At 63.9% G+C, this 25,717-nt stretch carries 23 protein-coding genes; 15 read left to right on the top strand and 8 right to left on the bottom strand.

What is annotated here, in order from left to right:
* The first annotated feature begins 71 nt into the window (after window positions 1-71).
* Window positions 72-1,685 (top strand): gamma-glutamyltransferase, encoded by a 1,614-nt coding sequence (locus AC1DW9_RS08340; protein WP_476775332.1) that lies wholly within the window; start codon window positions 72-74, stop codon window positions 1,683-1,685.
* A gap of 21 nt (window positions 1,686-1,706) precedes the next feature.
* Here AC1DW9_RS08340 and AC1DW9_RS08335 read toward each other — a convergent pair whose 3' ends face one another.
* From AC1DW9_RS08335 to cax, 3 genes are all read right to left on the bottom strand, one after another.
* Window positions 1,707-3,293 carry an ABC transporter substrate-binding protein gene (locus tag AC1DW9_RS08335; protein ID WP_441504288.1) on the bottom strand — a complete coding sequence of 529 codons (1,587 nt, stop codon included), beginning with the start codon at window positions 3,291-3,293 and terminating at the stop codon, window positions 1,707-1,709.
* A gap of 41 nt (window positions 3,294-3,334) precedes the next feature.
* Entirely contained in the window at window positions 3,335-4,828 is a 1,494-nt protein-coding gene (locus AC1DW9_RS08330) for an amidase (protein WP_441504287.1), read from the bottom strand.
* 180 nt (window positions 4,829-5,008) lie between these two features.
* Window positions 5,009-6,103: a calcium/proton exchanger gene (gene cax, locus AC1DW9_RS08325; RefSeq protein ID WP_441504503.1), complete on the bottom strand. Its 1,095-nt coding sequence runs from the start codon at window positions 6,101-6,103 to the stop codon at window positions 5,009-5,011.
* 861 nt (window positions 6,104-6,964) lie between these two features.
* Between cax and AC1DW9_RS08320 the strand changes: the two genes are divergently transcribed.
* Window positions 6,965-8,029, top strand: a complete 1,065-nt coding sequence (locus AC1DW9_RS08320) for an AI-2E family transporter (protein ID WP_441487840.1) — start codon at window positions 6,965-6,967, stop codon at window positions 8,027-8,029.
* A gap of 119 nt (window positions 8,030-8,148) precedes the next feature.
* Here AC1DW9_RS08320 and aptA read toward each other — a convergent pair whose 3' ends face one another.
* Window positions 8,149-9,498 carry an omega-aminotransferase AptA gene (aptA, locus tag AC1DW9_RS08315; protein WP_476775330.1) on the bottom strand — a complete coding sequence of 450 codons (1,350 nt, stop codon included), beginning with the start codon at window positions 9,496-9,498 and terminating at the stop codon, window positions 8,149-8,151.
* Window positions 9,499-9,849: 351 nt separating this feature from the next.
* On the opposite strand from aptA, the gene AC1DW9_RS08310 reads away from it, so the two are divergent.
* On the top strand, window positions 9,850-10,398 hold the full coding sequence (locus AC1DW9_RS08310) for a cupin domain-containing protein (protein WP_476775329.1): 549 nt from the start codon (window positions 9,850-9,852) through the stop codon (window positions 10,396-10,398).
* Window positions 10,399-10,547: 149 nt separating this feature from the next.
* Here AC1DW9_RS08310 and AC1DW9_RS08305 read toward each other — a convergent pair whose 3' ends face one another.
* Window positions 10,548-11,771: an MFS transporter gene (locus AC1DW9_RS08305; RefSeq protein ID WP_476775328.1), complete on the bottom strand. Its 1,224-nt coding sequence runs from the start codon at window positions 11,769-11,771 to the stop codon at window positions 10,548-10,550.
* Between the two features lie 158 nt (window positions 11,772-11,929).
* Here AC1DW9_RS08305 and AC1DW9_RS08300 point away from each other — a divergent pair, with 158 nt between their 5' ends.
* Both AC1DW9_RS08300 and AC1DW9_RS08295 read left to right on the top strand, forming a co-directional pair.
* Complete coding sequence (locus tag AC1DW9_RS08300; RefSeq protein ID WP_476855068.1) at window positions 11,930-12,466, top strand: TetR/AcrR family transcriptional regulator; 537 nt, start codon at window positions 11,930-11,932, stop codon at window positions 12,464-12,466.
* 48 nt (window positions 12,467-12,514) lie between these two features.
* Entirely contained in the window at window positions 12,515-12,997 is a 483-nt protein-coding gene (locus tag AC1DW9_RS08295) for a Rid family hydrolase (protein WP_476775326.1), read from the top strand.
* A gap of 166 nt (window positions 12,998-13,163) precedes the next feature.
* Here AC1DW9_RS08295 and AC1DW9_RS08290 read toward each other — a convergent pair whose 3' ends face one another.
* Both AC1DW9_RS08290 and AC1DW9_RS08285 read right to left on the bottom strand, forming a co-directional pair.
* Window positions 13,164-14,372 carry an MFS transporter gene (locus AC1DW9_RS08290; RefSeq protein WP_476775325.1) on the bottom strand — a complete coding sequence of 403 codons (1,209 nt, stop codon included), beginning with the start codon at window positions 14,370-14,372 and terminating at the stop codon, window positions 13,164-13,166.
* 299 nt (window positions 14,373-14,671) lie between these two features.
* Window positions 14,672-15,286, bottom strand: coding sequence for a TetR/AcrR family transcriptional regulator (locus AC1DW9_RS08285; RefSeq protein ID WP_476855067.1), 615 nt, complete (start codon window positions 15,284-15,286; stop codon window positions 14,672-14,674).
* A 307-nt stretch (window positions 15,287-15,593) separates the two neighbouring features.
* Between AC1DW9_RS08285 and AC1DW9_RS08280 the strand changes: the two genes are divergently transcribed.
* Window positions 15,594-16,712, top strand: a complete 1,119-nt coding sequence (locus AC1DW9_RS08280) for a helix-turn-helix transcriptional regulator (RefSeq protein WP_476775323.1) — start codon at window positions 15,594-15,596, stop codon at window positions 16,710-16,712.
* 84 nt (window positions 16,713-16,796) lie between these two features.
* On the opposite strand, the gene AC1DW9_RS08275 is transcribed toward AC1DW9_RS08280, so the two are convergent.
* On the bottom strand, window positions 16,797-17,159 hold the full coding sequence (locus tag AC1DW9_RS08275) for a winged helix-turn-helix transcriptional regulator (RefSeq protein WP_476775322.1): 363 nt from the start codon (window positions 17,157-17,159) through the stop codon (window positions 16,797-16,799).
* A gap of 95 nt (window positions 17,160-17,254) precedes the next feature.
* Here AC1DW9_RS08275 and AC1DW9_RS08270 point away from each other — a divergent pair, with 95 nt between their 5' ends.
* The 9 genes from AC1DW9_RS08270 to AC1DW9_RS08230 all read left to right on the top strand — a co-directional run bounded on the left by AC1DW9_RS08270 (window position 17,255) and on the right by AC1DW9_RS08230 (window position 25,641).
* On the top strand, window positions 17,255-17,908 hold the full coding sequence (locus tag AC1DW9_RS08270; protein WP_441487830.1) for a hydrolase: 654 nt from the start codon (window positions 17,255-17,257) through the stop codon (window positions 17,906-17,908).
* Window positions 17,909-17,910: 2 nt separating this feature from the next.
* Window positions 17,911-18,741 (top strand): alpha/beta fold hydrolase, encoded by an 831-nt coding sequence (locus AC1DW9_RS08265; RefSeq protein WP_476775321.1) that lies wholly within the window; start codon window positions 17,911-17,913, stop codon window positions 18,739-18,741.
* 33 nt (window positions 18,742-18,774) lie between these two features.
* Complete coding sequence (locus AC1DW9_RS08260; protein WP_441487828.1) at window positions 18,775-19,059, top strand: XapX domain-containing protein; 285 nt, start codon at window positions 18,775-18,777, stop codon at window positions 19,057-19,059.
* Window positions 19,056-21,023 (top strand): amidohydrolase, encoded by a 1,968-nt coding sequence (locus AC1DW9_RS08255; protein ID WP_476775320.1) that lies wholly within the window; start codon window positions 19,056-19,058, stop codon window positions 21,021-21,023. The genes AC1DW9_RS08260 and AC1DW9_RS08255 overlap by 4 nt, the downstream gene beginning before the upstream one ends.
* Before the next feature lie 19 nt (window positions 21,024-21,042).
* Window positions 21,043-21,489, top strand: coding sequence for a DoxX family protein (locus AC1DW9_RS08250; RefSeq protein WP_476775319.1), 447 nt, complete (start codon window positions 21,043-21,045; stop codon window positions 21,487-21,489).
* Window positions 21,489-23,117: an MFS transporter gene (locus tag AC1DW9_RS08245; RefSeq protein ID WP_476775318.1), complete on the top strand. Its 1,629-nt coding sequence runs from the start codon at window positions 21,489-21,491 to the stop codon at window positions 23,115-23,117. The genes AC1DW9_RS08250 and AC1DW9_RS08245 overlap by 1 nt, the downstream gene beginning before the upstream one ends.
* 259 nt (window positions 23,118-23,376) lie before the next feature.
* A complete protein-coding gene (locus AC1DW9_RS08240; RefSeq protein ID WP_441487824.1) occupies window positions 23,377-23,838 on the top strand; it encodes a hypothetical protein in 462 nt (153 codons plus the stop codon).
* Window positions 23,839-23,867: 29 nt separating this feature from the next.
* Complete coding sequence (locus AC1DW9_RS08235; RefSeq protein WP_441487823.1) at window positions 23,868-24,509, top strand: L,D-transpeptidase; 642 nt, start codon at window positions 23,868-23,870, stop codon at window positions 24,507-24,509.
* A gap of 94 nt (window positions 24,510-24,603) precedes the next feature.
* The gene (locus tag AC1DW9_RS08230; protein ID WP_441504272.1) at window positions 24,604-25,641 is read left to right on the top strand and encodes an amino acid ABC transporter substrate-binding protein; all 1,038 of its coding nucleotides are present in this window, start codon (window positions 24,604-24,606) and stop codon (window positions 25,639-25,641) included.
* Window positions 25,642-25,717: the final 76 nt, after the last annotated feature.

Genomic DNA, 25,717 nt, shown 5'->3' with positions numbered 1-25,717 from the left:
TGCTTTGCCAGCCTTCCGCCGCGCCGCGGAATCGTGGAAGCATGCGCCCTCGAACAAGGGGAGTTGGATATATGGCCGTTGCCAAGAGCGCGCGTGAGACTGTCTACCGGACGCAGAACTGGAACCTGACCAAGCCCTCGGCGCGCGGAAAGAACGGCATTGTCGTCTCGCAGAACCGCGAGGCAGCCGCAGCCGGCGCAGCGATCCTGGACGCCGGCGGCAATGCCGCAGACGCCGCCGTCGCTGCCTGCTTCGCGCTCGCCGCGGTCGAACCCTGGAACAGCGGTCTCGGCGGCATCGGCTTCGCGGTCGTGCTGAAGGCCGGTGAGCAGCGGGCGCAGGTCATCGATTTCGGCCCCGTCGCGCCCCGTCGCGCCGATCCGGCGGACTACCCGCTGACCGGCGCGATGAAGAAGGACCTCTTCACCTGGCCGGAGGTGGTGGACGACCGCAATATCCACGGACCGCTCTCCTTCTGCATCCCTTCGTCGGTTGCGGGCTATGCGGCGCTGAAACAGCATTTCGGCAGCGGACTGCCGGTCTCCGACCTCCTCGCCCCTGCGATCGCGCTCGCCAGGCGCGGGCTGGCGCAGGACTGGTACACGACGCTGAAGATCGCCTCCTCGGCCTCGGTCTTGCGGCTCTATGAAGAAAGCGCCCGCATCTATCTGCCTGGCGGCCTGCCGCCGGTGCCGCCCTATCAAGGTGTCCCGGGCTTCATGAGGCTCGGCAATCTTGCAGCGACCCTGGAGCGCCTGGCCGAGGCCGGCCTGCGCGACTTCTACGAAGGCGAAACCGCAAGGCGCCTCGCAGCCGATATCGCGGCAGTGGGCGGCGTCGTCGATGCGACCGACCTCGCAGGCTGCGAAGCGACCGTCCGGCAGGCTCCCGTGATCGACTGGCGCGGAACGCATCTGCTGCACACGGCCGGCGGGCTGACGGCCGCCCCGACGCTCGCCGCAGTCGTCGAAGGCATGGCGGCAGTCGCTCCGCCGACGGGAGGCCCGGACGCCGCCTGGTTCGCAAAGCTCTCGACGGTGATGCGCGAGGCCTATGCCGAGCGCCTCTCCGGACTCGGCGCCGCACAAGCTGCACCGGAACCGGCCGACACCTGCACCACGCATCTGACCGTGGTCGATGGCGAGGGCAATCTTGTCGCCATTACCACCACGCTGCTCTCGTCGATGGGCAGCCGCGTCGTGCTGCCCGAGACCGGCGTGCTGATGAACAACGGCATGATGTGGTTCGATCCGCGCCCCGGCAGCGCCAATGCGATCACCCCTGGCGCGCGACCGCTCTGCAACATGTGCCCGGTCGTGGTGACTCCGAAGGACGGCAACTGGCCGCGGTTTGCCATGGGCGCCTCGGGCGGCCGGCGCATCCTCGCCAGCGTCTACCAGAGCCTGGCCTGGACGCTCGATTTCGGCATGGACGTCGGCGAGGCCGCCCATGCGCCGCGCATCGACGTCTCCGGGCCGGATTCGACCAGCGCCGATTGCCGCCTGCCCGACGATGTTCTCGATGCGCTGGAAGCGGCCGGACCGGTCTCGATCGTCGAGCACGGGGTGCTGCCGATCAACTTCGCCTGCCCGAACCTGATCCGCGCCGACACCGACGGCGCGGAGGGTTGCAGCGATCTCGTATCGCCCTGGTCGGCCGCGGTCGCGGCAGCCCCTGCGGCCTGACGCGACTCCGCCCTGCGCCGGTCAGGCCCGGCGCAGGCCCCACGGATAGGGCGCGGAGCCCGGCAGCATGCCGGTCAGGCTCTTGCGATAGGCCGTGCGAATAACGAACTGGCCGAGCGGGATGGTCGCAACCTCTTCCAGCGCCAGCCGCGCCAGGGCAACGGCCGCCTTCTTCTGGCCAGCCGCATCGGCGGCGTAGAGCCACTCCTCGGCCAGTTTCTCGGCGGTCTCGTTCTCCCACCAGCCGAACCAGCCCTTCGCTCCCTGACCACGGACGAGCAGCGACAGGGCCGGGTTGCTCCAGCCCACCGCCGGGCCGGTGGTGTGAAATATGCTCCAGCCGCCCTTCTCGACGCTTTCGCGATTGCCGCGACGCTGCACGACCGTGCCCCAGTCGCTGTCGGCCATCTGCACATTCATGCCGAGACGCTGCAGCAATTCACCGGTGACCTGCCCGAGCGGGCCGATATCGGGGAAATCGGTGGGGCTGATGATGACGACCTTCTCGCCAGCATAACCGGACGCCGCCAGGGCGGCCTTCGCCTTGTCCAGGTTTTGCGGCATCAGGTCTTCCTGCTCGCCGGTATAATAGGGCGTGCCGCGCGGCCAGAGGCTGCGGCAGGTCTGCCAGAGCGTGGTGTCGTCGCCCTGCGTCGCCTGCATGTAATCCTCCTGGTTGACCGCCATGCGAACGGCTTGGCGCACCTTGGGATTGTTGAAGGGCGGGTGCAGGTGGTTCAACCGCATGATCGCCATCCGGCCGGAGGTGTCGGTCGCCTCCCGCCTGATCTCGGGATTGCTCGCGAGCAGCGGCTGCAGGTCGGTCAACGGACGCTCCCACCAGTCGACCTCGCCCTTCATCAGGGCCGAAGCCGCGGTCGCGGGATCGGGCAGGACCTGCCATTCCACCCGCTCGAAATAGCCGGTCTTGCCGCCGGCGTTGCGGCTCGCCGGCTCGGGACGCGGCTTGTAGCCGGCGAATTTCTCGTAGACCACCCGGCTGCCGGAGACATACTCGCCCGGGATGAAGCGGTAGGGGCCGGAGCCGACGATCTCCGTCACCTGCTTGCTGGCATCGGTCACGGCCAGCCGTTCGGGCATGATGAAGGGCGGCGTATCGACCTTGGCGAGAGCCTCGAGCATCGTCGGGAAGGCGCGCGTCAGCTTGATCTCGAAGACCCGGTCATCGACGACCTGCCAGCTCTCGACCACCTTGGCCAGCAACTGCCCGTACGGGTCGCGCTGGCACCAGCGCTTCAGGCTGGCGACGCAATCGGCGGCCTTGACCGGCGCGCCGTCATGGAAGACCAGACCGTCACGAAGCGCGATGCGCCAGGTCTTGCCATCGTTCAGCACCTCGTGCCCTTCGGCCATTTGTGGCTGCGGCTTGAAGTCCATATCGGCGCCGAAGAGCGTGTCGAAGACATAGTAGCCGTGATTATTGGTCACGGTCGCGGTGGTCCAGATCGGGTCGAGCGCGCTCAGATTGGCCTGCGGCACGAATTTCATCAGCGTGGAGCGCCCGGCCTGGGCCCGGGCGAGAGACGTCAACGAGGCACTGCCGAGGCCGGCTGCGACGGCCCCCTTCAAGAATATACGGCGCTTCAACGGAAATCCCCTCTTGTCATTGTATTGGCGGCGACGGCGCGTCAGTCGAACCCCAGGAACCCTGGACTGTCGCTCAGGCGTCGAGCCTTCGCCAGCGCGGCGATGTCCGGCACCGGTCGCGCCGTACGTGGATCGCCTGCCAGCACCCGCTCGAGGGCCGCCGCAACGGCAAGCACCTTGGCGTCGCCGCCGCGCGGACCGACGATCTGCAAACCAAATGGCATGCCGTTGCGATCCAGTCCGACCGGCAGCGAGATCGCGGGGTGGCCGACCACGGTGACGGCATAGGCCAGTGCCAGCCAGTGGAAATAGGTTCGCGTCGCCTTGCCGTCGATTTCGGCCGGATAGAGTTCGCTCCAGGGCCGCGGGCTCAACGTCACGGCCGGCGACAGGATGACGTCGAAGCGCGAGAAGAAGCTCTGCCAGTTCTTGTAGAGCACGGTCTGCTGCTTCAGCGCCTGGGTGACGTCGAGTGCGCTGTAGCGCAGTCCTTCCTCGACATTGGCGCGAACATTGGGGCCGACCTGTTCGGGCGTGTCGCGCACCCGCTCATGCATCGAGGCCAGGAAGGAGAGCGAGCGCAAGACCTCGAAGGTTTCGTCCGTGCCGCTGCAATCGGGCGTCGCCTCGTCAGCGACGGCAAAGAGGTGATTGAACAACCCGGTCTTCTCGGCAAAGACCTCACGGATATGCCGCTCGGTCGGCGCGAAACCGAAATCGGGCGTCAACGCGACCTTCAGCGAGGCAAGGTCGATCTCGGCCGGCCGCGCGAAATCCTCCGGTTTGCGCACGGTCTGGCCGAAGATCGTCGTTGCCAGCGGATCGCAGGCATCGTCCGAGACCATGGTCGAGAGCAGCAGGCAGAGGTCGGGCACGGTCCTCGCCATCGGGCCCAGCACACTCAGCGGGTTCCAGCCGAAGGGTCGCTTATCGCTCGGGACCAGCCCCGGTGTCGGCCGAAAGCCGACGACGCCGTTGAAGGCCGCCGGATTGCGCAGCGAGCCGCCCGTATCCGAGCCGGTCGCGATCGGCACCATGTTGGTTGCCAGCACGACGCCGGACCCGCCGGAGGAGCCGGCCGCCGATTTGGAGGGATCGAAGGGATTGCCGGTGACGCCATAGACGGCATTGCGCGTGTTCGCGCCGGCGCCCCATTCCGGCGTGTTGGTCTTTCCGGCGATGATGGCGCCGGCCTTGCGGACCGAGGCGACGATCAATTGGTCTTCAGGCGGCACGAAGTCCCGAAACAGCGGGCTGCCATAGGTCGTCCGCAGGCCCGCGACATTCTCGAGATCCTTGATGCCGACCGGCAGGCCATGCAGGGCGCCGAGAGCATCGCCGCGCATCGTCGCCTCATCTGCCATTCTCGCCGCCGCCCGCGCTCGCTCGTCATCGCGCGCAACCATGGCATTGACGGCCGGGTCGACGGCATCGATGCGGCGGATGCAGCTTTCCAGCAATTCGCTGGCTGAGAGGGACTTCGCCCCGATCAGGGCGCGCGCCTCGACGGCACTGAGATCGCAAGGTTCGCTCAAGGCAGGCCCCTCCATTGGCATGACGCGGCGCAAGGGCCGCGTCTCGTCAGCCAGATCGACAGGAGGCCAAGCTGGCATCGCGGGGACAGGCCTCGCAATGCACAGGATTGCATCGACCCGATGCGCCGGCCGGCGGTCGGGCCGATGGCCGGCTCGCGGGCCAAGATCGGGCCGCTTCGCCTACTGCATATTTGGCGGCAGAAGGTAAAGCGTCATGGCGAAAATCAGATAGACCATCAGCAGGAGCACGCCGACGAACCAGGTCGAGCGACCACCGCTGGTCGTCAGGAACGCGGTCAGCGTGGAAATGAGCACCATGACCACCGCGCCCGGCCAGAACAGCAAATTCATCGGCGCTGGACCGATGACGTAGCTGAGCAGGACCAGCACCGGAGCGACGAAGAGCGCGATCTGGGATGCGCTTCCCAAGGCGATGCCCACGCTCAGGTCAAGCCGGTTTCTGCTCGCGCCGGAGAACGCCGAGGCCATTTCGGCAGCGCCGCCGACCAGCGCCACGACGATGAATCCTACAAACGCAGGCGTCATTCCCAACGCAACAGCGGCTTGCTGGACGGATTCGATGAAGACTTCGCTGACCAGTGCCACGAGGACCGTAACGCCGGCCAGGGTCGCGAGAGCCAAGCCCAGCGGAAATGCCTCTTCGCCGGCCTCCGCTGTATCCGTGCTGCCGAAGAACTCCCGGTGTGACTTGAGCGAGAATACCAAGCCCAACGCATAGGTCCCGATCAGCAGCACCGACAGACCCACGCTCAATTGATGGGCGAAGCTCGATGACGCCACGGAGCCCGCATCGGGAACGATCGACGGAGCCAGCATGGCGACAACGGCAAGAAAGAGAAGGCTCGTTTGGAGGCGGGCACTGACCCGATTGTAGTCCTGCACATGGTATTTGAGACCGCCGATCAGAAATGACGCCCCCAGCATGAACAGAGTGTTGGTCACGATCGCTCCGGCGATGGACGCCTTCACCAACGTGAATTCACCGGCGCGTAGCGCGGCCAGCGCAATGATCAGCTCGGTCAGGTTGCCCAACGTGGCGTTGAGAAGGCCGCCCACGGCATCACCTGTCTTCACGGCAACGGACTCCGTCGCGTGACTCAGCAACGTCGCCAAGGGTACGAGTGCAAGTACGGCAAGCACGAACAGGAGTGTATGTGCTTCGGGCTTGAGGCGCTGGGCGATGAATACTGCGGGTACCATCGCCAACAGCCAGAGAATGGCATTGTGGCGGATTTCTCGGAGCAGCGGCGCAATCATTGCCATCAGGTAGGCCTTCCCTGTCTTGGAACTGGCACCTTCGTTTGGGCTCCGGGCGTCACTCCAGGCGTTCTCAGTTGAACCTTATTTCTCGTCAGTAAAATCGATCTCCGTCGCGCGGAGCGCTTGGACGCTGCCCGCTGCAACAAGACCGGTCAGGACGATGCGCTCAATCACCAATCCCGAGCCCGATCATGACAACCAGAACTCCGGACAGAATTGGCCCTATCACACGGAATTGTTGCGCGAGGGCGAAGAAAGAGGCGCGCCTTTTCTCTTTGGGCTCCATCAGATGAAACCTCGTAAGATTAGGCACCCACACGCCCCCAAGCAGACCGCGGCAGCCTTCCATTATAGTAAGGCAAGCGCTTCCATCTGTGCGTCGAACGCTAGAACAAGGCGTCGGCCACCGAACGGATCGAAAGCTGCCATGAGCGAATTTCCGACTGCCGGAACTGTCTATCGATCGTATTCACCGGTCAAGATCGCCGTTTCGGATGGATTAATCTGTTCTCGCGAAGATGGGTGCGCCGCCGGTACGCTGACGAGCGCGTTGGAGAGTACTCGACTTTCTGCCAGTCGCCAGCGGAACCGGACATGCCGATTCCCGGGCACATCATCGAATGCCAGAACGTTAGTTTACAGGGCTTACGTTCATTGTACTGTGTTCTGCGTGTCAGCCAACGATGAGCCGTGGTTGTTCGGCCAATCGGATAGGCAGGCACTTGGAACTCGTCTTCCGCTGCGTCCACCGGAGATCCAGCCCATTCTCGTCGCAGTTCCGACCTGGTCCAGAATGGGCTGAGTACTACACACCACGCGAGGCTCTTGCAGCAAACTGTTTAAGGGGGCAGATCGATGGACGGGAAGGCTCCAAACCTCGGTCGCCCATCGACCATGATCGACAATGCCATTCGGGTCGGTCTGGTTGCCCTGCTGGTCTATGCCTGCGCACGGATCGTGCTTCCCTTTGCATTCCTTTTGATTTGGTCAGCGATCCTGGCGGTGATGCTGTATCCGCTCCATCTGCGCTTGATGCCGCGGCTCGGGAATCGTGGATCGGCGCTGCTGATCGGACTGATCGGCGTCGTGTTGATGCTGGGGCCGATGGTGATTGCGGTGACGTCGCTTGCGACGACGCTCTATTCGCTGATCTCGACCTTGCAGAGCCAGAACGTAACCATCCCACAGCCACCCCTATGGCTCGATGGCACCCCTTTGATCGGCAAGAAATTAACGGAGATCTGGACACTCGTCGCCTCCAACCTGCCGGCGGCGCTGGCAAAATACGGCCACCTGCTCAGCGGGCCCTTGGCATGGCTGGCTACGTTCGCTGGTGGCCTTGCCGTTGGCGAACTCTCATTCGTTCTTTCCTTCGCGATCGCCGCGGTACTCATTGTCTACGGCAAGGACGCAGCAACCTTCGCTAGACGCCTGTTGACACGCGTCACAGGGAGCAACGAGCGCGCGGTGCAACTGGTCACGCTCACTGCAGCCACGATCCGCGGCGTGGGACTCGGGGTTGTTGGCGTTGCTCTGATCCAGTCATCGCTTTTAGGCCTGGGCTTCTTCGCCATAGGAATTCAGGCAGCCGGTCCCTTGACCCTTGTTGCGCTCATATTGGGCATCATGCAGGTGCCGCTGATTTTGCTGACGCTGCCTGTGGTCGGCTATGTCTTCATTTACGAAGCAACGCAGCCGGCAGTCATCTTTCTGATCTGGAATATTGTCGTCGGTCTCGGCGACAACATTCTCAGACCATTGATGCTCGGCAGAGGGCTGAATGTCCCGATGCCGGTCATTCTGATGGGTGTTATCGGCGGCATGATCGTCGACGGGCTCCTCGGACTATTCGTCGGGCCCGTTCTTCTGGCCGTCAGCTACGTGTTGCTGCTGGAATGGCTGCAGCAACACCCGGTGTGAATTGCTCTCCTACGGCGTCCTTACCTCGATCGCAGGCAGCGCCGCACCGGCGGAGGCGCGCCTCACGCCCTCCGTCGAAGGCGGCAAGCGCAATGGCCGCGAATGCACCGGCGCTTGCTCTAGGCTGCGCGCTTCAGCGCTTCGCCGAGCAGGGACACCATGTCGTCGATCTGCCCGGGCTCGACGATCAGCGGTGGCGACAGAGCGATGATGTCGCCGGTGACGCGGATCAGCAGCCCCTTCTCGAAGCAGTCGACGAAGATGTCATAAGCCCGCGCCCCGATCGCTCCAGCGCGCGATTCGAGCTCGATGCCGACGACGAGGCCGATGGTGCGGATATCGATCACATGCGGAGCGCCCCTGAGGCTATGCATCGCCTCCTGCCATTTCGCCGCGAGCTCGGCGGCGCGCGTCAGGAGCCCCTCTTCGGCATAGATGTCGAGCGTCGCGAGACCAGCGGCGCAAGCGATCGGGTGGCCGGAATAGGTGTAGCCATGGAACAGCTCGATCGCAGCCTCCGGACCGGTCATCAGCGCATCATGCACCTTGCGGCTGGCGAAGACGGCGCCCATCGGCACCGCACCATTGGTCAGCCCCTTGGCCGTCGTCATGATGTCCGGCACCACGCCAAAATACTCGGCCGCAAAGGGCGTGCCGAGACGGCCGAACCCGGTGATGACCTCGTCGAAGATCAGCAGGATGCCGTGACGCGTCGCAATCTCGCGCAGGCGCTGCAGATAGCCCTTCGGCGGCAACAGAACGCCGGTCGAGCCTGCGACGGGCTCGACGATCACCGCCGCGATCGTTTCCGCGCCATGCAGCGCGACCAGGCGCTCCAGATCGTCGGCAAGTTCGGCGCCGTGCTCCGGGAGCCCCTTCGTGTAGGCATTGCGGGCAAGATCATGCGTATGGCGCAGATGATCGCTGCCCGGAAGCTGCGGGAAGACACGCCGGTTATTGACCAGTCCACCGACAGAAATGCCGCCGAAGCCGACGCCGTGATAGCCGCGCTCGCGGCCGATCAGGCGGGTTCGCGTCCCCTGCCCGATCGCGCGCTGATAGGCGATGGCGATCTTGAGAGCCGTATCGACTGATTCCGAGCCCGAACCGGTGAAGAAGACGCGATCGAGTTTCGCCTCTCCGGCCCCTGGCGCCAGGGCGGCGAGGCGCTCGGCGAAGTCGAAGGCGATCGTGTGCCCCATTTGGAAGGACGGCGCATAATCGAGGGTCGAAAGCTGGCGCTCGACCGCTTCCGTGATCTGGCGGCGGCCATGTCCGGCATTGACGCACCAGAGCCCGGCCGTGCCGTCGACCACCTTGCGACCATCATCGGTGGTGTAGTGCATGCCCTGGGCCGAGGCGAGGAGCCGCGGCGCGGCCTTGAACTGCCGGTTGGCGGTAAAGGGCATCCAGTAGCTGTCGAGCGAGCGGGCGTTCTGCAATGAGGCTGGCGGAGTGTTGGCGGTCATGGCGTGCTCCCTTGTCTGCCTGCCACAAGCCACGTTCCGTCATTGCCAACAAGTCTGTTTCGGATGAAACATAAGACGCTGATTTATAAGGAGACAAAGATAGATCGATGCAGATATTGAACAGAAGGAACAGCGGGTGATCGGCATCGATGTCGGAGGGGTGACTGCGCCATGCCGGTAAGCTCCGACACGAAAATGAGCTCATTTGGGGCCCGTGGGCGTCGGTTTGACAGATAAGCTGTCCCCTTCGCGTCAAACACAGTTGGCATATGTCCCACGGCAAGCGCACGGGACGAAGATGTGTCGAGGATCGTCGCGGGACAAGCACGGGTTGGCGGGGAGGAGAGTTCGGTGTCTGTGGACGTAGGTGCTCGCCTTAGATTCATCCGACAGAAATACAATCTATCGCAGCGCACGCTCGCTAGGCGTGTCGGCATAGCCAATTCGTCGATATCGCTGATCGAGTCGAACTCCATTAGCCCATCCGTTGGAGTCCTGAAGCGAATTCTCGATGGAGTTCCCATTGGACTCAGCGAATTCTTCTCAATGGAGCCTGACGGGCCGCAACAGACCTTCTATCAAGCCAGTGAATTGGTTGAGATTGGCAAGGGCGGGATTTCGTATCGGCAAGTGGGCGAGAGCCTGTTCGGTCGCGCACTTCAAATCCTGAAGGAACGCTACGAACCAGGGACCGACACAGGTCGTGTGCTGCTCGCCCATGATGGCGAAGAGGGCGGAATTGTCCTCATTGGCCGGCTGGAGGTCACGGTCGAGGATCAGCGCCGAATACTGGGCCCCGGCGATGCGTATTATTTCGATAGCCGAAGGCCGCATCGGTTTAGATGCGTGGGGCCGGTTGCCTGCGAAGTTGTAAGTGCCTGCACGCCGCCATCGTTTTAGCCCCGAGTTTGGGCCGGTGACGCGCCAACCGCTCTTGACGCCAACCGTCGATCGCGGACGGCATCTGCGATTGGCCGTCCAGGCTGCCCTGGCCTGCGAACCGTCTGAGTGCCTGCATCCCCGGATATTGCTTGGCGTCCGTTAGGCAGTCATTGCACCGATCTCCTGACGCTGCGCGGCATGAGGCTGACGAGACCGAGCAGCGCCAGCGCGACACCGATCCAAAGCGGCGAGCGCAAACCATAACCGGCGACGATACCGATGCCACCGAACCAGGCGCCTGCCGCAAGACCGATATTGATGACCGATGTGTGGACTGTGTTCACCAATGGCCCGGGGTGCGCTGTCTTCATGACGCGTGAAATCATCGCCGGGTTCATGGGGACCCCGACCAATCCTATCGCAATGAAAGCAACGACGCTGACAATGCGGTGATCGGCAAAGACTGCGAATGTCGCGAGCGTCCCCGCCAATGCGATCAGGCCGCCGACGAGGATCGGAATCGTATGCTTGTCGGCGAAGCGCCCAACGATCGCGTTGCCGATGACGTTGGCTGCACCATAAGCGCCGAGCAGCAGGGGTACCGTGGCAGGAGAAAAGCCCGTCACATCCGTAAAGATCGGCGAGAAATAACTGAATGCGGCAAAGGTCGCGCCAATGATCAGACCGCTCGTGGCATAGGCCGCCCAAAGCTGGCCGTTTCGGAACGATGCCAGTTCAGTGCTCAAGCTGATTTGGGCCGATTTCCTGGATGCCGGAACCAATGCTGCTATGATAGCGGCACACAGCATCGCGAGCGCGACGACCAGCCAAAAGCTCGCTCGCCAGCCAAAGCGCTGATCAATCAAGGTCGCAGCCGGCACGCCCAGGACCGTCGCGAGCATCAACCCGGCGAGCACGATCGATGAGGCCCGCCCTCTCGCGTCCGGTCGAACGACTTCGGCACAGATGGCCAACGACACCCCGAAACATGCCGACCCGGCAACACCGGTGATGATCCGCGCGGCAACCATGATGCCATAACCATCCGCCGTCGCGGCGATGATCCCTCCAACACTGTAGAGCGCAAGCAAACCAAGCAGTGCGCGCTTGTTTGGAACTCCGAGTTTGAGAAGCGCGAGGGTCAGCAGCGGCCCACCGACGACCATCCCCGCCGCATAGATCGAGATCAGATACCCGACCTCGGCAATCGTTACGCCAAGCGCGGCCGACAGCGAGGGCATCATGCCGGCGACCATGAATTCCGATGTGGTCAGCGAAAAGATCGTCAATCCCAGGACATAGACCACTACCGGGAGTCCTTCCCGCACGGCCTGCGCTGTCGGCGTTCCGGAAGCCGAGCTCGCCGGGCTGCTGCGATCGACAGTGTCCATTGTCACTCAATCCATTCTATAATTCTTACTATAAAATTCGCTACCCGGCTTGCGTGCCATGGTCAAGGATTTATATAATTCACGCTACAGAAAGGAACACCATGGCAGTCCGAGGCCGCCCGCGCAGCTTTGCCCGTGACCACGCACTTCAGCGCATCATGGAAGTGTTCTGGGCCAAGGGGTATGAGGGCACTCAGCTCAACGACCTGACGGCAGCGATCGGGATTACGCCGCCGAGTTTTTATGCAGCCTTTGTCTCGAAGGAATCAGCGTTTCGGGAGGCGGTAGAGCTCTATGTGGCGACCGCGGGATCTGGCGCCCTGCGCGCGCTCGACGAAGGCACCACCGTACGGGAGTCGATCCGCGCCATGCTTCAGGCCAGCATCGACACGGCGCTCAGCGCACCACACTCTGGCGGCTGCCTGCTGATCCTCGGCGTGGTGAACTGCCAGATTGAAACCGAACCACTGCGCGAACTGCTCAGGAGCATTCGCGAGGAAACCGAGATGCGTATTCGCGCCAGGCTGGCTCGGGGCGTGGCGGAGGGTGACCTGGTGGGTTCGAGCAATATCCCGGTGCTGGCCAACTACTACAGCGCAGTGATGCAAGGCCTTTCAATGCAAGCTCGCGACGGCGCCACGAGAGACGAGCTCGAGGCGCTCATCGCTCCGTCAATGGCCCCGCTGCACGTGTAGATCGCAGGCCGACGTGCCCAAACCATGCCCCCGAGAAGTCGAAACACGATGGAAGAACAGGTCAATCGTTCGATCCGCGATCATGCTACGTCCACTGGCAAGGTGGTGGTGCCCGCCGTGCTCAAGGACGATGTCGAACAGTTCCATTATGCCCCGGCGCGGCGCGCTGGAGATTTCGTATTTCTGTCCGGGCTTGTCGCCAGCAACAGGCAATCGACAGCGATGGACGCCGAGCGCTTTTGTAGCGAATTGCGTCGTGTCTTCACATTGATGGAACAGCTTCTGAACGCATGCGGGGCGCGTGTGGATGATGTCGTGGAACTTCAGATGTTTCATGTGCTCGGCAGCGACCGACTGGCGTTGGACAAAGCAGGACAACTGGCCGCGATTGCGGCCGTCCGGGACGAGTTCTTTCCCGCCCCCTATCCCGCCTGCGTCGAACTGGCCGTCGCTGAACTCAACGCGGCAGATGGGCTGGTGGAGATCAAGGCGACCGCATTTGCCCCCCTCTTGCCTCGTGGCCAGATGTAACGTGGTGAGCGCTCGACGTCCTGGTTGCAAAGCAATGAATAGCAAACCAGACGACGAGCGATGAGCGAAATCAAACAGTCCTTGGCAACAGCGACCGTCTTACGACCGGGTGCAAGTGTTACTGCCCTCCATGGCAGATACCCGTTGCACCAGGCGGATTGCATCCTCATCGGTGAGCATGGCTCTCCGATTTCATCGACAATGACAGCACCAATGCCATGCCTGCCAACACCGCAGCGACGAAGCCGAGATTGTTCGAGCCCAGCCACTCAATTCCTAGACCGCCGATGGAACCCGATAGTGCGATGGCGAGGTACAGGATTGCCTGGTTGAGCGAAACGAGAACATCGGCGGCTTCAGGCTTCAGGGAGATCAGTCGGTGCTGTTGCGGCGTCGTAATGGCGAAGGCGGCGATGCCGTAGACCGCGATCAATGCAAAGGCCCATGCCAGGTTATCGGTGGTCAATCGCAGGACGACCAGGCTGAGAATGAGCCAGACCAAGGCGATCGCCACCACCCTGCGGCCGCCAAAGCGGTCGGCGAGCATACCGGCGCCCAGGTTCCCGACAGTGCCAACCACGCCAAGCGTTGTCATGAGCCCCGCAAGGTAGAGACTGTTTCCCTGCGTCGCCGTTTCAAAGATGATCCCCATATAGGTGTAGGGCATATACACAGCGGTGAAGGCCAGCAGGGTCACTCCGAGGACCGCAGCGATTTGAGGCTCGAGCAGGAACCGCATTTGCTGGCGTAACCCCGGTGCTGTCGCGATCGTCGTTGTCTTCGGGACGGAGATGACGATCCCGATGACGCCAACCACGGCCAGTCCGGTTGCAAGCCACATGGTCGACCGCCAGCCGAACATCCCGCCGAACGCTGTACCCAAGGGTGCCCCAAGCGCAGTCGCCGCAGTGAAGCCGCTCACGACCAAAGCAATGGCTCGGCCCCGGTGTGCTGGCGAAACCATCGCGGCAGCAGTTACGGTGGCGGTCGGCACAAATAATCCAACGCCGAGAGCAGCCACGACCTGACCGGCCAGAACATGAGCATAGGACGGCGCGAGCGCAGTCCAGACATTCCCGGCAAGATAAGTCACCACTGCGGCGACCAGTACGGTTCTTCGGTCCCATCCCCCGGTGGACGTCGTCAGGACCGGGCCCGCGAGTGCGCAGGTCAACGCGAAGATCGTGATGACCTGCCCCGCGACGGACGGGGCGATCTTGAGCGAACTGCTGAGAAGGGGCAGCAAGCCCGCCAAGACGAACTCGCCGGTCCCGACGACAAAGACACCGAATGCGAGCATCGAAACCGGGAGCCATGGGCTCTTGGCCTGCGGCCGATCGACTTCACGTGGAGTTTGCAGCGGCGCAGCGACCATGAATGGACCTTTCCGGCCCGGCGATGTCAGCACCGATGCCAAGTTGTTTGGTTGAACAATTGGGATATGAGCCGGCAGCCGGCGCGGCGGCGCGGCTCATCAAGACGTTCGGCCTCAAGCGCACGAAGCCGTTCGATGAGAGGTCCTTTAGGGGCCCGGCAGGATGAACTTCAGGTTTTCAAGGAAGGTTCGGAAAGCTGGCGACAACCCGTCTCGCCTCGCCAACAAATCCGCAGATCGGCCACGAGCGGCAGGTCGCTGATGGTGTTCCGGCTCTCCGGAGCGGAATGGGTCGCCGCTCATCTTAGACCCCGCGCCGCCCGGAGCCGCTGCCTGGATGCGAGCCGCGCCAGTTCGAACTGGTCGGCTTCCTCCATCAGGGCCGCCACATTGGCCGATGCCTGATACGAAGTAAGCTCAAAGGCGAGCTGCTCAATATCGGTGTCGGGCTGAAGCTCTCCCGCCCGCATCGCTTCGATCGACAGATTGACGATGCACTGCCTCGCCTCGAGCCGATGATGCTCCACCCGATCGCGGATCCGTCCCGGACGCGTGCGGTATTCACTGCTCAGCGCGTGAACCAGGCAGCCGCCCGGAAGCGTTCTTTGCTCCACGAATGTGTACCAGCCCTCGATAAGAGCGATGAGACGCTCGACCGCGTTTGGCCTTGCCCTGGCGGGGCCAATGACGGCGTCCGTGTATAGCGACACGCCGTTCTCGATCGTCGCGAGCTGCAGCGCCTCTCTGTCGCCAAAGAGGATTTGGATGTTGCCTCGTGCAACCCCCGCATCAGCGGCCACGCGCCCGAACGTCAGACCGTCCAGCCCCTCGATGGAGGCGATCCGGGTTGCATGGTGAAGAATGTTGGCCCGGGCGCGGTCGCCGCGCTCCTTCCTCTTATCGCTCGTCATCATGTCACCTCACAGTTCGCAATAAATATACAGTCGTATGTATATTGTAAAGCCCGTACTGAAGGGATTGACCGGACGTTGTTCCTCTGAGAAGCGGCCGCCAGGCCCGTCGAACGCCGGGGCCAGACTCTCAAACGGACCTAAATGGCCCGCTGGGAACCGGAAACACGCCGGCGCGCCTCAGTCGATCGTGGACCGGCACCGGACTTTGTCTGATAGTGAGCCGGCTGATGGCCGAAGTGCCCTACTATTGTTGTATTGCTGAATCAGCGCGGTATCGGCCGATGATCGGTCAGGACCGGAGGGTGGCATGAGCGATCCACGCGAGCATCAGCTCATCGATGCCGTCTACGAGGCAGCCCTTGTGCCAAGCCTCTGGCCATCCGTGCTCGCCAAATTCGCCGATATCTGCAGCGCGAAGGACGCGGTGCTTTGCACCGTCCGGGGCGAGGAGATGCGCTTCGTCAACTCCTCACCCGCGTTTGAGCAGCTTTGGCTCGATTTTCTCAGCCTCTATCCGGGGGCGTCCAACGAGCGGACCAAACGTCTGATGGCGCTGCAGCATCCCGGTTTTGCAACCGATGCCGACGTCTTCACCATGCAGGAAATGGCTCAGGACCCGATCTATCGCGACTTCTTCATCCCGCGTGGCTATGGCTTCGGCGTCGCGACCGCAATCGAGGTTCCGAGCGGCGACACCATCATCGTCCATGCCGAACGCGACTATGCCTCGGGGCCGGTCGGGCGCGATCTCGTCGCGCAGGTCGATCGCACACGGTCCCATTTTGCTCGCGCCGGCATCCTGGCAGCGCGGCTCGACATGGAGCGGGCCCGCACCGTTGCCCACGCGCTCGAGATGATCGGCCTTCCTGCAGCCGTGCTCGGATGGCGCGGACAGGCCCTCGCTGCGAATCCGCTCCTCGTCAGGCTGATGCCGGATGTCGCGCAGGACCGCCCATCCCGGCTCGGGCTCGCCAATCCTTCTGCGGACCGCTTGCTTCTCCAGGCGTTCGCAGCCCTGGGCAAAGCGCCGCACGATGCCGCCGTCCGCTCGATCCCGATTGCCGCCGAGGGCGAAAATCCGCCCTTCATCGCGCATCTCGTGCCGGTGACCGGGGCGGGTCACGATGTGCTGTCGCAAGCCCATGCGATTCTGGTCGTAACGCCGGTCGTCCCCGGAGAGGTCCCGACCGCTTCGGTCATCCAGGGCCTGTTCGACCTGACGCCGGCGGAGGCGAAGCTCGCTGCCTTGATCGCCGCCGGAAGCCGCCCCCGTGATGCCGCGCTCGCCCTCGGCATCGGGGAGGAAACCGTTCGGACCACTCTGAAGCGGGTCTTCGCGAAAACGGGCCTCGAACGCCAGGCCGATCTGGTCGGGCTCTTGCAGGGCGCCAGCCTCGGCGGGCGCGTTCTCCACCCCCAGCCGTAAAGGGCTGCAACCCCCACGATGTCACCGATCTGAACGCCAGGCGGCTCAAGACGGCAACGTTGGGGTGGTTCTCCCCGCGGATGCTTACTCGCCCGCTGAACGTGCCAGGACCTGGCCATACCGTGCGTGGGAAAAGGCCTCGCTCCGCCTCAGTTCGGCGTCGAGAGCCTGCCCCTCCTCAGTCAGGCTATATTCGACATGGCGGACATTCTCGCTCAGGTCGCAGCGGATGACGAAGCCCTTGCCTTCAAGTGACTTGAGCCGGGCGGAAAGAACACGCGCGGAGATCGATCCGGGCAGCGCGCGGCGAAGCTCCGCAAACCGCAGCGCGTTATTCTGGCCGAGAACCCAGATGATATGGCTCATCCATTCCTGGGCAAGGAACTTGAGCAAAGGTTCCACACGGCATTTGCTATCGTCGAATTCAATTATTTCAATCTTGTTCATGGCAAGCTTGCGGTATCCATAAGGTTACTACTGGTCGAGGCCGTATTGCAGCGCTAGCGTGCAGCCGTGTTCATTGCCGCGATGGAGGTTGGTTCATGGCTCGCGCAACTCCGGTTCCAGGTAAACTGCTGCTCTCTCCTCAGGATCACACCCTGATCCTGATCGACTTTCAATCGCAAATGTCCTTCGCAACGAAATCGATCGATGCCGTGGCATTGCGCAACAACGCCGCCCTGATTTCCCATGCCGCCGCCGGCTTCGGCGTTTCGGCCATCCTGACGACCGTCGCCGAGAAGAGCTTCTCCGGGCCGATGTTCGAGGAGATCACGACCGCCTTCAACGGCCAGAAGCTGCTCGATCGCACCTCCATGAATACCTGGGAGGATGCCGCGGTGATCGCGCGCGTCAACGAGATCGGCAAGAGCCGCATCGTGCTTGCCGGCCTTTGGACCTCCGTTTGCATCGTCGGCCCGGCGCTCTCGGCCATCGACCAGGGTTTTGAAGTCTACGTCATCACCGACGCCTGCGGAGACGTCTCCGACGAAGCGCATGAGCGGGCCGTCGAGCGGATGGTACAGGCCGGCGCCCGTCCGATGACCGCGTTGCAATATCTGCTCGAGTTGCAGCGCGACTGGGCGAGGACGGACACCTACGATCTCACCACCGGCATCGCCAAGAAGTTCGGCGGGGCCTACGGTCTCGGCATCATCTACGCCAAGACGATGTTCGGCGCACAAGAGGGACATTGATCATGCCCAAGGTCAGCACGAAGGACGGTCTCGAAATCTTCTTCAAGGACTGGGGTCCGAAAGACGCCCAGCCGATCGTCTTCCACCATGGTTGGCCGCTCAGTTCGGACGACTGGGACGCGCAGATGCTGTTCTTCCTCGCGAAGGGCTACCGCGTCGTCGCCCATGACCGGCGCGGCCATGGCCGTTCGACCCAGACCGGAGACGGTCATGACATGGACCATTACGCGGCCGATGCCGCGGCGGTGGTCGAGCATCTGGACCTGCGAAACACCGTTCATGTCGGCCATTCGACCGGCGGTGGCGAGGCGCTGCACTACACGGTCCGCCATGGCAAGGGCCGCGTAGCCAAGCTGGTGCTGATCGGCGCGGTGCCCCCGCTGATGCTGAAGACCGCGGCCAATCCGGGCGGGCTGCCGATCGAGGTCTTCGACGGCTTCCGGCAGGCGCTCGCCGCCAATCGCGCGCAATTCTTCCTCGATGTGCCGAGTGGGCCCTTCTACGGCTATAATCGCCCGGGCGCGAACCCGTCACAGGGCATCATCCGGAATTGGTGGCGCCAGGGCATGATGGGGGGCGCCAAGGCGCATTACGACGGCATCAAGGCCTTCTCGGAGACCGATTTCACCGAGGATTTGAAGGCGGTCGAGGTGCCGACACTGGTGATGCATGGCGATGACGACCAGATCGTGCCGATCGCCGACGCGGCCCTGCTCTCGATCAAGCTGCTGAAGCACGGCACGCTCAAGGTCTACGAGAAGCTCCCGCACGGGCTCTGCGCGACCCATCCGGAGCTGGTCAACGCCGATCTGCTCGCTTTCGTGAAAGGCTGATTGTCGGGCGGCCAGAGCCCAAGGGAGGTCGATATGAAGCCCTATCTGCTGGCCCTGGGGGCCGGCCTGCTGGTCGGCATCATCTACAGCCTGCTCAATGTCCGCTCGCCAGCGCCACCGGTGGTGGCGCTGATCGGTCTCCTCGGCATCCTGGCCGGGGAGCAGATCGTGCCAATTGCCAAGCGCGTCCTCGCGGGCGAGCGGCTCAGCATCGGCTGGCTCAAGAGCGAATGCGGTGAGCACCTTTTCGGCGCCCTACCCGCGCGCTCCGCCGAGAAGCAGGCCGAACGCAACGATGCCGGCAGCAAGCCTTCATGAACCCGACCCGCAGACAGACCACGCTCGGCGGCGCGGCCGGCGCGCTTTCCACGCTGCTCGGCGGCCGGGCCGCCGCCCAGACATCGACGACAGGACAAGCCGCCATGACCGCCGACCTTCTTCTCGTGAACGGACGCTTCAGCACTCTGGACCGCAGAAACCCCGATCCGCAGGCGGCTGCCATCTCCGATGGCCGTTTCATCGGTGTCGGAGCTGAACAGGACATGCGCGCTCTGGCCGGCCCGACGACTGCGATCGTCGACCTCGGCGGCCGGCGTGTCATTCCGGGGCTGATCGACAGCCATATGCACATCATCCGCGGCGGGCTGAACTACAATATGGAGTTGCGCTGGGACGGCGTGCGCTCGCTTGCCCAGGCGATGGAGATGCTGAAGCGCCAGGTCGCGGTGACCCCGCCGCCACAATGGGTGCGGGTGATCGGCGGCTTCACCGAACATCAATTCGCCGAGAAGCGTTTGCCGACGCTCGACGAGATCAACGTGATCGCCCCCGAGACGCCGGTCTTCATCCTGCATCTCTATGACCGCGCCCTGCTCAACGCCGCGGCCCTCCGCGCCGTCGGTTACGGCAAGGAGACGCCCGATCCACCGGGCGGCGAGATCCAGCGCGATGCAAACGGCAACCCGACCGGACTGCTGATTGCCAAGCCTAACGCCAACATCCTCTATGCCACCTTGGCGAAGGGCCCCAAGCTCCCGCCCGAGTACCAGCTCAACTCGACGCGCCATTTCATGCGCGAGATGAACCGGCTCGGCGTGACCAGCATCATCGATGCAGGCGGCGGCTTCCAGAACTACCCGGATGACTACGCAATCATCGAGAAACTGCATGCCGCAGGCGAGCTGACCTTGCGGCTCGCCTATAATCTCTTCACGCAGAAGCCGAAGGAGGAGCTCGCCGATTTCGCGGGCTGGGCCAACCAGGTGAAACCCGGCCAGGGCGATGATCTCTATCGCCATAATGGCGCTGGCGAGATGCTGGTCTATTCGGCCGCGGATTTCGAGGATTTCAGGGTCGAGCGACCGGACATGCCGTCCACGATGGAGGGCGATCTCGAACCCGTCGTGCGGCTGCTCGCCGAGAACCGCTGGCCCTGGCGCCTGCATGCCACCTACGATGAGACCATCACCCGCGCGCTCGACGTCTTCGAGAAGGTCAACCGCGACACGCCCTTGCAGGGGCTGCACTGGTTCTTCGACCATTGCGAGACGATCAGCGATCGCAACATCGATCGCATCGCAGCGCTCGGCGGCGGCATCGCCGTGCAGCACCGGATGATGTTCCAGGGCGAGGATTTCGTCGAACGTTATGGCGCCAGGGCGGCCGAGCGCACACCGCCGATCGCGCGCATGCTCGAGGCCGGCGTCCCCGTCGGTGCCGGCACCGACGCGACCCGCGTCGCGAGCTATAACCCCTGGGTCTCGCTCGCCTGGCTCGTGACCGGCAAGACGCTGGGCGGCCTCAGGCTCTACCCGCAGCGCAACCTGCTCGACCGCGAAAGCGCGCTTCGGCTCTGGACGCAGGCCAATACCTGGTTCTCGACTGAGGAAGGCAAGAAGGGCCAGATCAAGACCGGCCAGCTTGCCGATCTCGTCGTGCTCGATCGCGACTACATGACCGTGCCGGAGGATGAGATCCAGGACATCGAGAGCGTGCTAACGCTGCTCGGCGGCAAGCCGGTTCACGGCACCGGCGACTATGCCGGGCTTGCCCCGCCACTGCCGCCGGCCATGCCGGACTGGTCACCGGTCAGGACCTTCGGCGGCTACCAGAGGCGTGCGGGCATGGATGGCCGCAAATATGCCTTCGCGGCCGCCTGTGGCTGTGCCAGCGCGTGCGGCGTCCACGGACACGCACATGCTTCGGCCTTGGCCGCAACCGTGCCGGTGCGCGACGAGGGTTCGTTCTGGGGAGCTCTTGGCTGCTCCTGCTGGGCCTTCTGAGCGCACGAAGGGATCGATCATGTCCGGTTCGCCATTCTCTTCCGCTCAGCAGGCCGTCGAACGGCTCCTTGGCCAGTCATGGCTGGTTGTTCTCGCCCGCATCGCTGTGGCGCTGCCCTTCATGCTCAGCGGCATCGCCAAGCTGTTCGATTTCGCAGGAGCGACCGCCGAGGTCCGCGGTCTGACCGGGCTCGAGCCTGCCGCACTCTTCGCCACGCTCGTCATCCTGACGCAGCTCGGCGGCTCTGCATTGCTGATTGCCGGCGGCCGCTATGCCTGGATCGGCGCGGCGGCGCTGGCCGGCTTCACAATCCTCGCGACACTCTATGCCCATGCCTTCTGGATGAAGCCCGCAGGCGAACGCTTCCTGCATCAGAACATCTTCTTCGAGCATGTCTCGATTGTCGGCGGGCTGGTGTTGCTGGCGATGCTTTCCGCCCGTTCGAGCTGGGGAGCACGAGTCTGATGGCCCAAGTGCCACACGATACCGCAGCCAGACCGGCGTCTTCGGCCTTCGCGCCGCTACAGCACTCCGTCTTCGCCGTACTCTGGGCGGCCACGGTCCTTGGCAATGTCGGCTCCTTCATGCGCGACGTCGCAAGCGGCTGGCTGGTCACCGATCTCTCCGGCTCGCCTGCGGCTGTCGCCATGATCCAGGTCGCCGGTACCTTGCCGATCTTCCTCCTCGCGATCCCGGCCGGCGTGCTCTCCGACATCGTCGACCGCAGGAAATTGTTGATCGGCGTCCAGCTGCTGCTGGGCTGCACCAGCGCTGTCCTGATGACGCTGGCCCTGACCAACCGGCTGACGATCGAACTTCTGGTCGGGCTGACCTTCATCGGCGGTGTCGGCGCGGCCTTGATGGGGCCGACCTGGCAATCGATCGTCCCCGAGCTCGTGCCGATGACCGAGCTGCGCAATGCCGTCGCCCTGAACTCGCTCGGCATCAACATTGCCCGCGCGATCGGCCCTGCCGCCGGCGGCGCGCTCCTGGCGGCCTTTGGTGCCGCCTCGACCTATGGCGCCGACGTCCTGAGCTATGTCTTCGTCATCGCGGCACTGCTCTGGTGGCAGCGCCCCGCCGGCGCCGATGACGAGCTCCGCGAACATTTCGGCGGCGCTTTCAGGGCGGGGCTGCGCTACGCCCGCGCCAGTCGAGAGCTTCACCTGGTTCTTCTGCGGGCCGTCCTGTTCTTCGCCGGCGCCAGCGCCATTTGGGCGCTGTTGCCCCTCGTTGCCCGACAGCTGCTCGGCGGGGGCGCCGGTTTCTATGGCCTCCTTCTCGGAGCTGTAGGAGCCGGCGCGATCGCAGGCGCCATCGTGCTGCCGCGGATCCGGGCCCATCTCGATGCCGACGGCATCATGCTCGGCGCCGCACTCGTCACGGCCGCCGTGACGGCGGCGTTGGCGGCGGTGCCACCGCAATGGCTCGCCATTCTCATGCTGCTCGTCCTGGGCGGCGCCTGGATCGCTGCGCTGACGACGCTGAACGGCACGGTACAGGCCATTCTGCCAAACTGGGTGCGCGGGCGCGGCCTGGCGATCTACCTCACGATCTTCAACGGCGCGTCGGCCGCCGGAAGCCTGCTCTGGGGGCTTGTTGCCGAAGCAATCGGGCTGCATGCCACCTTGCTCGTCGCAGCACTCGCGCTCGCGCTGGTCGCCGTTGCGGTCCTGCGCCTGCGGCTACCGGCGGGCGAGGCCGATCTCACCCCCTCGACCCATTGGCCGGAGCCGGCGATCGCCGATCCGGTCGAACACGATCGCGGCCCCGTCACCATCACGATCGAGTACCGTGTCGCTCGCGAAAGCCGGGCCGCCTTCCTCGAGGCGGTGGCGCGGCTCGCTCCGGAGCGGCGCCGGGACGGCGCCTTCGCCTGGGGCGTCAGCGAGGATGCCGCCGACCCCGACTGCATCCTTGAATGGTTCATGGTCGAGTCCTGGGCCGAGCATCTGCGTCAGCACAGGCGTGTCTCGCAGGCCGATGCCGATATCCAGGCGGAAGTCACGAAATTCCATACAGGCCATGACAAACCGGTCATCCGGCATTTCCTGGGCTTGCAAGCGCGCCCCAACTCCGTTCCAGGCCAATAACCAGGGAGGCGCCTGCGCTGTTCAGGCGCGTTCAACACCGCGTGGGGAAGGTCATAGATCTCGCAGCGGAAGATACATCGATGCTTGTGCAAGTGATGGCTTGAATTCTGCCGGCGGCTTCGTCCATGATGACCTGTGTCCGAAGATGCTGGAGTGTAATGTGGTACCGCAACACGACAGAGGCCAAGCCACTTTCCCGGCAATTCTGCACCATTCAGGCGGTGCAAACCCTCCCAGAACAACTTCTCTTCGATCTGGCATGCTGACCCGCCTCGCCGCGGCGGCGTTCACGCTGGCCGCAGCAGGCTGCGCCGGAACCAGTGAAAATGCAGGCAGCTCGTCCGCCGGTGCCGCAGCTGGACCGAGCAGCATCCCGCGCGAGCGCCTGATCGGGAAATGGGGCATCGCCTCCTTCCACGCCGACAAGGACCGCAAGCGGACCGAGGCCCAGGCCAAGGCCCAGTGCAACATGCCCTACTCGATCACCAAGGGCCCGACCGACGGCGTCATGATGCATGTCGCCGACGATCCGAAGCTCTATGAGCTCAAGCTCAAGGGCGGACCGGGCGGACGGAACTTCCTCGGCTTCGAGGCTCCCGCCGGCGACCCGCAGGATCGCGAGATCCTGTCCGCGACCGACAGGGAGCTGGTCATGCGCTTCGTCGATCCCGACGCGCATCGCCGCTATGGAACCTTCATCTTCGTGCGCTGCGGAGCCTGAGCGCATCTTACAATCCGGGAGTGAGCAGTATGCGGGTAAGCGGACGGAAGCAGACAATCGCTGGAACCTGCCTCGGCCTTGCGGCTCTGGCCTTGGGTGCTGTCGCGACACTGCCCGGCAGCGCATTCGCGGCCCCCAAGGCCGGCGAGGCGGAGACCCTCGACATCGGTGACGAGCCGGGGCGCATTTCGGGTGAGGAAACCGTTGTCGCCGACGGCCCCTACGCGCGTCAGGCCGTGCTGTTCCGCTCCAACGAGCCGCCGGGAACCGTGGTGATTCATACCTCGGAACGCTTCCTCTATGTCGTCCAGGGCAATAACCGCGCTCTGCGCTACGGCATCGGCGTCGGCCGTGAAGGCTTCCAGTGGTCGGGCCTGGTCAAGATCAGCCGCAAGGCGGAATGGCCGGACTGGCGCCCGCCGCCGGAGATGATCGCACGCCAGCCCTATCTGCCGCGATTCATGGCCGGCGGTCCGGGGAATCCGATGGGAGCGCGAGCGCTCTATCTCGGCTCGACGGTTTTCCGGGTCCACGGCACCAACCAGCCTGAGACCATCGGCCAATCGATTTCGTCCGGCTGTTTCCGCCTCGCCAATGGCGACATCATCGATCTGTATGAGCGAGTCCCGCTCAACACCAAGGTCGTCGTCCGGCACGGTGCAAGTCTCTGACACGGTGCAAGTCTCTGACACGGTGCGAGTCTCTGACTTGCGCGACGAGCCCCCTGCCAATTCCGCAATCTGTCCCAACCGGAGACCGATGGTCATGCTGAACGCGGCCAAGACCTACCTTCGCAGCGCGCTTGCCTGTTTCGCGGCCGTCACGCTCTGGGGAGCGGCGCAGCCGGCCGCAGCCGGAACGCTCGACACCGTCAGGCAGCGCGGCACCCTGCAATGCGGCGTCAGCGAAGGCCTGATCGGCTTCTCCGAGAAGGATGCGCAAGGCGCGTGGTCGGGTTTCGATGTCGATTTCTGCCGTGCCGTCGCGGCCGCGATTTTCGATGATCCGGCCAAGGTCAGCTTCGTACCGCTTTCGGCGAGCCAGCGTTTCGACGCGCTGCGCGCCGGCCAGGTCGACCTGCTCTCGCGCAACTCCAGCTGGACTCTGGCGCGCGAGGCCGAGCTCGGCCTGTCTTTCGCCGGCGTGACCTATCACGACGGCCAGGGCTTCATGATCATGAAGTCGGTGACGGCAACCTCGGCGCTCGAACTCGACCGCACCAAGATTTGCGTCGAAGCGGGCACGACGACGCAACTCAACCTCTCGGACTTCCTGCGCTCGAACTCGATAACCTATGAAGAGCGTGCCTTCCCGACGGCTGCCGCTGCTCTCGCGGCCTTCCAGGCCGGAGAATGCAATGTGCTGACGCGCGACCAATCGGCGCTTTATGCCGAACGCCTGAAGCTTCCTCGCCCCGCCGATGCCGTCATCCTGCCCGACGTGATCTCGAAGGAGCCGCTCGGCCCGGTAACGCGCGGTGACGATTTCGCCTGGTTCACCTTTGTCAAATGGGTGAATTTTGCTCTCGTGAACGCCGAGGAGCTTGGCATCACCTCAACCAACACGGCCGAGGCCCTGGCCTCCGCCAAGCCTGACGTCCGTCGCTTCATCGGCGCCGAGGGTGGTTTCGGCAAGATGCTCGGGCTCGACAATGCCTGGGCCATTCGGGCCGTGAAGGCCGTCGGCAACTACTCTGAACTCTACGAGCGCAATCTTGGTGTGAAATCCCGCCTCGGCATCCCGCGTGGCTTGAACCAGCTCTGGAGCATGGGCGGAATCCTGTACGCTCCCCCGCTGCGCTGAATCCGCTGAACGCGGCGAAGTCCTCTGATCCTTCGCCGCCTCAACCGCTGCCCCTCCGACTACCCCACGCAACATG

It is taken from the genome of Allobosea sp. P4_E12 (genome assembly GCF_056401655.1).
This window is presented reverse-complemented; position numbering and strand designations above follow the sequence as displayed.

Bases quoted from the DNA above. Each gene is read 5' to 3' on its own strand.
- AC1DW9_RS08340 (WP_476775332.1), top strand. From the start codon at position 72: ATGGCCGTTGCCAAGAGCGCGCGTGAGACTGTCTACCGGACGCAGAAC.
- AC1DW9_RS08320 (WP_441487840.1), top strand. From the start codon at position 6,965: ATGGACGGGAAGGCTCCAAACCTCGGTCGCCCATCGACCATGATCGAC.
- aptA (WP_476775330.1), bottom strand. From the start codon at position 9,498: ATGACCGCCAACACTCCGCCAGCCTCATTGCAGAACGCCCGCTCGCTC.
- AC1DW9_RS08305 (WP_476775328.1), bottom strand. From the start codon at position 11,771: ATGGACACTGTCGATCGCAGCAGCCCGGCGAGCTCGGCTTCCGGAACG.
- AC1DW9_RS08300 (WP_476855068.1), top strand. From the start codon at position 11,930: ATGGAAGTGTTCTGGGCCAAGGGGTATGAGGGCACTCAGCTCAACGAC.
- AC1DW9_RS08295 (WP_476775326.1), top strand. From the start codon at position 12,515: ATGGAAGAACAGGTCAATCGTTCGATCCGCGATCATGCTACGTCCACT.
- AC1DW9_RS08290 (WP_476775325.1), bottom strand. From the start codon at position 14,372: ATGGTCGCTGCGCCGCTGCAAACTCCACGTGAAGTCGATCGGCCGCAG.
- AC1DW9_RS08285 (WP_476855067.1), bottom strand. From the start codon at position 15,286: ATGATGACGAGCGATAAGAGGAAGGAGCGCGGCGACCGCGCCCGGGCC.
- AC1DW9_RS08280 (WP_476775323.1), top strand. From the start codon at position 15,594: ATGAGCGATCCACGCGAGCATCAGCTCATCGATGCCGTCTACGAGGCA.
- AC1DW9_RS08275 (WP_476775322.1), bottom strand. From the start codon at position 17,159: ATGAACAAGATTGAAATAATTGAATTCGACGATAGCAAATGCCGTGTG.
- AC1DW9_RS08270 (WP_441487830.1), top strand. From the start codon at position 17,255: ATGGCTCGCGCAACTCCGGTTCCAGGTAAACTGCTGCTCTCTCCTCAG.
- AC1DW9_RS08265 (WP_476775321.1), top strand. From the start codon at position 17,911: ATGCCCAAGGTCAGCACGAAGGACGGTCTCGAAATCTTCTTCAAGGAC.
- AC1DW9_RS08260 (WP_441487828.1), top strand. From the start codon at position 18,775: ATGAAGCCCTATCTGCTGGCCCTGGGGGCCGGCCTGCTGGTCGGCATC.
- AC1DW9_RS08255 (WP_476775320.1), top strand. From the start codon at position 19,056: ATGAACCCGACCCGCAGACAGACCACGCTCGGCGGCGCGGCCGGCGCG.
- AC1DW9_RS08250 (WP_476775319.1), top strand. From the start codon at position 21,043: ATGTCCGGTTCGCCATTCTCTTCCGCTCAGCAGGCCGTCGAACGGCTC.
- AC1DW9_RS08245 (WP_476775318.1), top strand. From the start codon at position 21,489: ATGGCCCAAGTGCCACACGATACCGCAGCCAGACCGGCGTCTTCGGCC.
- AC1DW9_RS08240 (WP_441487824.1), top strand. From the start codon at position 23,377: ATGCTGACCCGCCTCGCCGCGGCGGCGTTCACGCTGGCCGCAGCAGGC.
- AC1DW9_RS08235 (WP_441487823.1), top strand. From the start codon at position 23,868: ATGCGGGTAAGCGGACGGAAGCAGACAATCGCTGGAACCTGCCTCGGC.
- AC1DW9_RS08230 (WP_441504272.1), top strand. From the start codon at position 24,604: ATGCTGAACGCGGCCAAGACCTACCTTCGCAGCGCGCTTGCCTGTTTC.